The organism is uncultured Dietzia sp., from assembly GCF_937873725.1.
GTDB lineage: Bacteria > Actinomycetota > Actinomycetes > Mycobacteriales > Mycobacteriaceae > Dietzia.
On record NZ_CALMYY010000098.1, the window covers coordinates 1 to 5,327 of the forward strand.

Annotated in this window: 9 protein-coding genes; 7 read left to right on the forward strand and 2 right to left on the reverse strand. The window is 70.4% G+C overall.

What is annotated here, in order from left to right:
- Window positions 1-107: 107 nt before the first annotated feature.
- Window positions 108-1,250 carry a site-specific integrase gene (locus Q0444_RS09895; RefSeq protein WP_299023131.1) on the reverse strand — a complete coding sequence of 381 codons (1,143 nt, stop codon included), beginning with the start codon at window positions 1,248-1,250 and terminating at the stop codon, window positions 108-110.
- 151 nt (window positions 1,251-1,401) lie between these two features.
- A complete protein-coding gene (locus Q0444_RS09900) occupies window positions 1,402-1,860 on the reverse strand; it encodes a helix-turn-helix domain-containing protein (protein WP_299023133.1) in 459 nt (152 codons plus the stop codon).
- Between the two features lie 175 nt (window positions 1,861-2,035).
- Between Q0444_RS09900 and Q0444_RS09905 the strand changes: the two genes are divergently transcribed.
- The 7 genes from Q0444_RS09905 to Q0444_RS09935 form a co-directional block, all read left to right on the forward strand.
- Window positions 2,036-2,239, forward strand: a complete 204-nt coding sequence (locus tag Q0444_RS09905; RefSeq protein WP_299023135.1) for a helix-turn-helix domain-containing protein — start codon at window positions 2,036-2,038, stop codon at window positions 2,237-2,239.
- Between the two features lie 38 nt (window positions 2,240-2,277).
- Complete coding sequence (locus tag Q0444_RS09910; protein WP_299023137.1) at window positions 2,278-3,786, forward strand: AAA family ATPase; 1,509 nt, start codon at window positions 2,278-2,280, stop codon at window positions 3,784-3,786.
- The gene (locus tag Q0444_RS09915; protein WP_299023139.1) at window positions 3,783-3,983 is read left to right on the forward strand and encodes a hypothetical protein; all 201 of its coding nucleotides are present in this window, start codon (window positions 3,783-3,785) and stop codon (window positions 3,981-3,983) included. Before Q0444_RS09910 ends, Q0444_RS09915 begins: the two co-directional genes overlap by 4 nt.
- Window positions 3,980-4,381 (forward strand): WhiB family transcriptional regulator, encoded by a 402-nt coding sequence (locus Q0444_RS09920; protein WP_299023140.1) that lies wholly within the window; start codon window positions 3,980-3,982, stop codon window positions 4,379-4,381. The genes Q0444_RS09915 and Q0444_RS09920 overlap by 4 nt, the downstream gene beginning before the upstream one ends.
- 80 nt (window positions 4,382-4,461) lie before the next feature.
- A complete protein-coding gene (locus tag Q0444_RS09925; RefSeq protein WP_299023142.1) occupies window positions 4,462-4,677 on the forward strand; it encodes a hypothetical protein in 216 nt (71 codons plus the stop codon).
- The gene (locus Q0444_RS09930) at window positions 4,674-4,988 is read left to right on the forward strand and encodes a hypothetical protein (protein ID WP_299023144.1); all 315 of its coding nucleotides are present in this window, start codon (window positions 4,674-4,676) and stop codon (window positions 4,986-4,988) included. Before Q0444_RS09925 ends, Q0444_RS09930 begins: the two co-directional genes overlap by 4 nt.
- A partial coding sequence (locus Q0444_RS09935) for a hypothetical protein (RefSeq protein WP_299023146.1) occupies window positions 4,985-5,327 on the forward strand: 343 nt, incomplete at its 3' end. The genes Q0444_RS09930 and Q0444_RS09935, both read left to right, overlap by 4 nt.

Sequence of the window (5,327 nt, forward strand, 5' to 3'; positions counted from 1 at the left end):
TAGCGCGTCTCGTTCGCATCGAGAAGGTCAGGGGTTCGATTCCCCTTAGCTCCACCGAGAGAAACCCCCGGTGACCAGCAAGAACAGGTCGCCGGGGGTTTCGTTGTTCAGACCACGGGATCTTCCGTGGACACACTTTGGACACAGCCCGCGGACGTGGCCCCCAGGTCGGCCGCGCGCCGGGCGTCCAGCGCGGCCGCGACTGCCTCGAGGTCATCCGGAAACAAATCTGCGTAGGTGTCCAGCGTCATCGCGGCTGAGCTGTGGCCGAGCGCGGTCTGTACCGACTTGACGTTCGCCCCCGCCTGGATCGACAGGGACGCGCACGTATGGCGCAAGTCGTGAGGGGTCACCCTCGGGAACGTGACCGAGGCGGCGACACACTCCGCGACGGCCGGCTCGAACACCCGACGCCGCCAGTTGTTGAGCCTGATCGTCGAGCCACCCTCACCGTGGAACACGAGATCGTCGAGTCCCTTGCCCTTGAGGAGGGGGCCGAGCTCGTCGGCGAGGAACGCCGGATAGGGCACGCTGCGGCGCTGGTGGGTCTTGGGCGCGCCGAACACCATTCCGCCGCCCGTCTCCACCACGGCCCGCTCGACGCGGACACGCCGCCGCGTGGTGTCCACGTCCCGCACCCGGAGCGCGGCGGCCTCCCCGAACCTCAGCCCCGAGTATCCGAGGAACTGCACCAGCGGCCGGGAGGACCCGGCGGCGGTGGCGAGGGTGTCGAGCTGACGGTGGGTGAGGTAGCCGCGTGCCTTGTGCGTCCGCCGTGGGGGCTTGATCGACAGGGCAGGGTTCGCGGCGAGGTTCCCCGACTCGACCGCGACGGTGAGGATCTGCCGGAGCACCCCGAGGGCCCGCTCGATGGACGCCGCCCCGAGCCCACCCGCTGCGAGCTCGGCGACCCACGTCCGCACGGTGGGTGCCTTGACGGCGGACACGGCCACACCACCCCACCGCGGCGCGACGTGGACGCGGTAGGACGACCGCGCAGACTCTTGGGTCTTGGGCGACCCCGAGAGACCGGCGTCCCACACCTTGCCGACCTCGGCGACGGTGATCCGCCCGGCGGCGGGAGGGACGTAGGACCCCACCGACTTGCTGTGCTCGACGGAGACGAGGAACGCCTCGGCGTCCCTCTTGGTGCGGAACCCGCGCCTGCGTGTCGTGCCCCGCTCGGGGGGCCGGTAACGGACCTCCCACCGCATCCCCGAGCCGGTCTCGTAGCGGGTCACCGATGCCATGACGGACCCCCTCGCTTCGTCATGACGAAGCCCGCTTCGTCAGACGGTTCGTCACACGGTTCGTCACCGAGACCCCTTCTAAACGTGCAGGTCGTGGACGGTTCGTCACGAAACCCACGGTTCGTCACCGCATATGGGCGAGAGCGCATCGTCACGCCTCGTCCGCGGGGTACACGTCGCCTTGTGCGACGGCGATCTTCTCCTCGAACTCACCTATCGGCCCGGCGGCGGCGAGGATCTCCCCGAGGTGGTCGTCGCACACCGCCGAGCGGGCGCGGAACCGTGTGACCTCTGCGATGGACGGGAAGGCCGGATCGAGGGGCGTGTCGGCGGTGAGCCACCGACACACCCGCCGCGGCGAGACAGGATCGGGATGCCCGGTGATCTCCCGGTCCACCACGGACCAGCCGCCGCCCGGCTGCGGGACGAGGAGGGAAGTGGGGGACACCCGGAGCGCGAGGGCGAGGGCGATGAGGTCGTCGACGCTGACCCCCCGGCCGAGGTTCTCAATCCTGCGGACACCGATCGTCGGGATGGTGTGGCCCAGCTCGGCGAGCCTGTCCGAGAGCTGCGCCTGGGAGTAGCCCCTGGCCTCTCGAACGCGGCGCACGTTCGCCGCGACGGTCTCGGTTGTAGGCCCGTGTGGGTTCGTCTTTGGTGGCATACCCCGATACTGTCCGATCGCTACTGATCGCGCAAGCGTCATCTATTGACAGCTGGGGTCATAGTCAATAAAGTGGGGTCAACGCGATCGCTACTGATCGCCCGACCGGGAGGCGACCCGAATGAACGACCTACTGACCGAACCGCAGGCAGCTGAGTATCTCGGCGGCATCCCACCCCGGACCCTGCGCCAGTGGCGCTACGTCGGCAAAGGTCCGGTCTTCACCAAGATCGGCCGCGCCGTGCGCGACCGCCGCGACGACCTCGACGCCTGGATCGAGGGCAACCGCCACACGCGGACGGACCAGCCGATCCGATCCGCATAGCAGGACGCCCCTCAGCTCAGACGAACGGAGTCCTCCCCATGGCGGATGACCTACAGACCTCTCCCCTTCTCAGCAAGGCCAGGCGCGGCAAGCACGTGGTCCACCTCGTGCCCGGCGGCCGCGACGTGGTCGACGCGCTCACCCGCGAGGGCATCCTCGCCGTGTCCGGCGACGACCTCGAACCCCTCGCACGGCATCGGGTGCGGGTCATCGACCACTTCGTCAACGCGGCACGCGCCCGCGAACTGGTCGAGACCCTCGAGCAGACCCACAAGGCGACCGCCGAGTACGTGCTCGCGCCCGACGGGCTCGACCTTGTCGCTGCGGTGGCCGACGGCGGCGAGCCAATGAACAACGCCGACAACGAGGACCTGTTCGAGCGCGAGTTCCAGCCCACCCGGCCCACCCGGAAGTTCGTCCGCGCGAGCGACCTGGGGGAGCCGACGCCTACCCGGTGGCTCGCCCGTCGGTGGATCCCGTGGAACGCGATCTCACTACTGGTGGGGGCCGAGGGGATCGGCAAGTCGCTGTTCTGGGTCTGGGTGGTCGCCGCGGTCACCAACGGCCGGGCCCTGCCTGAGATCGGGCTCCCCGCACGTGACCCCCTCGACGTTCTCATCGTGGCGAATGAGGACGACGCCTCGGAGGTGCTGGCCCGTCTCGTCGTCGCCGGCGCGGATCTGAGCCGAGTGGTGGTCATCGGCGAGCCCGACGACTTGCACCCGCGTTCGGTTGAGGACGACATCGAGGCGTACGCACGGACCCACGACGGCAGAATCGGTTTGGTCGTGGTCGATATGTGGCTCTCGACCGTCGATCCTCGCCTCGATGTGCAGAAGCCCCAGGCGGCGAGGACGGCGCTCAAGCCGTGGCACGACCTCGCCGTCAGCTTAGAGACCGCGGTCATGCTTCTCGCTCACACGAACCGTTCGACCTCTAAGAACGCCCGCGACCGCTACGGCGTGACCTCGGAGCTGCGCAAGATCGCCCGCATGACGATCTACTCCCAGGAGGACGACGACCAAGACGCGCCCCTCATCATCGGTCCCGAGAAGGCGAACGGCACGGCTCTGGCACCCGCCGCGCGGTTCGCACGCGAGGTCGTCCAGCACTGGGAGCCGTCGGACGACGGAGACGGCACGGTCGCCCGGCTCAAGTTCGTCGAGACGACGGGGATGACCTCTCGGCAGCACGTCGAGGTTGACGCGGCCGACGACGACGCTGCGGCGGCACTGTCCGACGCCGAGGAGGCGATCCTTAAGCACCTCTCCGCGGCCGGCGGCAAGGCTGAGCCCAAGGTCATCACCAAACGGGCCCGTGAAGATGCCGGTGCATCCGACTCCACCATCGACCGGGCGGCGCGCGCCCTCGAGAAGAAGAAGCTGCTCGGCCGTCACTGGGAGAACGAACACCTCGCCGGGGGCAAGACGACGCCGGTCAGGATCTGGTTTCTGCCCGACATCTTCGAGCTCGATGAGGTCACGAACACCGTCCGCTCCCTCGGCGATAACCCCTTCCGGCCGCGACCCGTCGAGGTCGCATCGTGACCCCGCCCGACCCCACCGAAACGGAGACCGCCATGCACCGCCCCGACCGCACCCACCCCGAGGACCCGGACACCCGCGCTATCGCGGACCGTGCCCGCCTGAGCTACGCCGAGGCCAGCGAGATGCTGGCCGGGTTCCGGGCCGCGCTGCGGCAGGCCGACGCCGAGACCACAGGCGACGGCGGTGACGACCGGTGACCCCGGCCCGCGACCACCGCGCACCGGCCGAGAACTGGCCGCCGGCCGCGCGCGTCCCCAGGGTCCCCTGGCCGCGCATCCGAGAGGCACTCGACGCCCCGCCGCGGTGGACCGCCGAGGCCGCGTGCGCCGGGCTGGCACCGCTGCATGACTGCCAGTTCAGCGACGAGCCCGCCGCCGCGTGGCGGGCCCGCTACCGCGAGGCGCGGGCGGTGTGCCGCGGGTGCCCGGTGCGGCGGGAGTGTGCCGGGTTCGCCGAGGAGAACAGGCTTCACGGCGTCTGGGGCGGCCGGGTCCGCGGTGTCGGCCGCGGTGCCGTCGAGGTCGAATACCCCGACGCCCATGTCACCGACCATCCATTTCTGACCGACCATCCTGAGAGTGAGATCCCCGCATGACCACCACCCCAGACCCTCGACTACCTCACCCGTGTGCACGCATGTTTGTGAGACAGGTGCTCGCCCGCTATCCGCTCGGGATGAGCTCGAGCGAGGCCCGCCGCCGGTGCTCCCGCGGCGGGACCGTCTACACCGTCGACTCGACCGGCCGGAACATCACCGAGCCCTACGACGAGGTCATCGAGCACCTGCTCGCCGCCGGGATCATCGAGCAGCGCCTCGTCGGCCGGTCCGTGAGGTTCGTCGACGCCAAGTACCCCACCCACCGCACCGCCACCGATTCGGAGGAATCATGACCGACCATTCCGCACCCGCACCCCGTACCTACGCCGAGGCCCGGACCAACGCCGACGCCGTCGAGGTCGTCAACGCCCTCCGCGCCGGGGTCCCGTCCCACGAGATCGCCGGGATGATCCGGCAGGCTGAGAGCCCCCACCAGGCGATCACGCTGCGGCTGGCCGCGATGGTCGCCGCGCTCGGGACCGCGCTGGCCCAGGCCCACAACGCCGACCCGGCCGAGGCGTTCGCCACGTGGGCGGCCGAGGCGTACGACGTCGTCGCTCAGTTCGCCGCCGCCCGGGACGCCGAGGGAGGGGACGGCGCATGATCGACCCCACCAGCCTCCCTCCCCGCCACGGCCCCGACGACCCCCGCGGCGTGCTGTGCTTCCGTGAGCCCCTGCCCGGGGCGCTCCAGGACCTTGAGGACAGCACCCAATCCGCTGACTTCGACCGGGCGTGGACCCTCGGCCGGCGGTTCCAGCGCCCGAGCACGTCGACCGAGCGGGACCTTCTCGCGGCCCTCGGATGGACCGACGCCCAGGGCAACCCGCCCGGGCCGTCGACCATGACCCACGTCTACGTGACCGGCGGGATACGCACCCCCACCCGGCCGGGCCCCCGTCCCCCCCCCCAATCCCCGGCGGGGGCGGGGGGGGGAGGGCAGT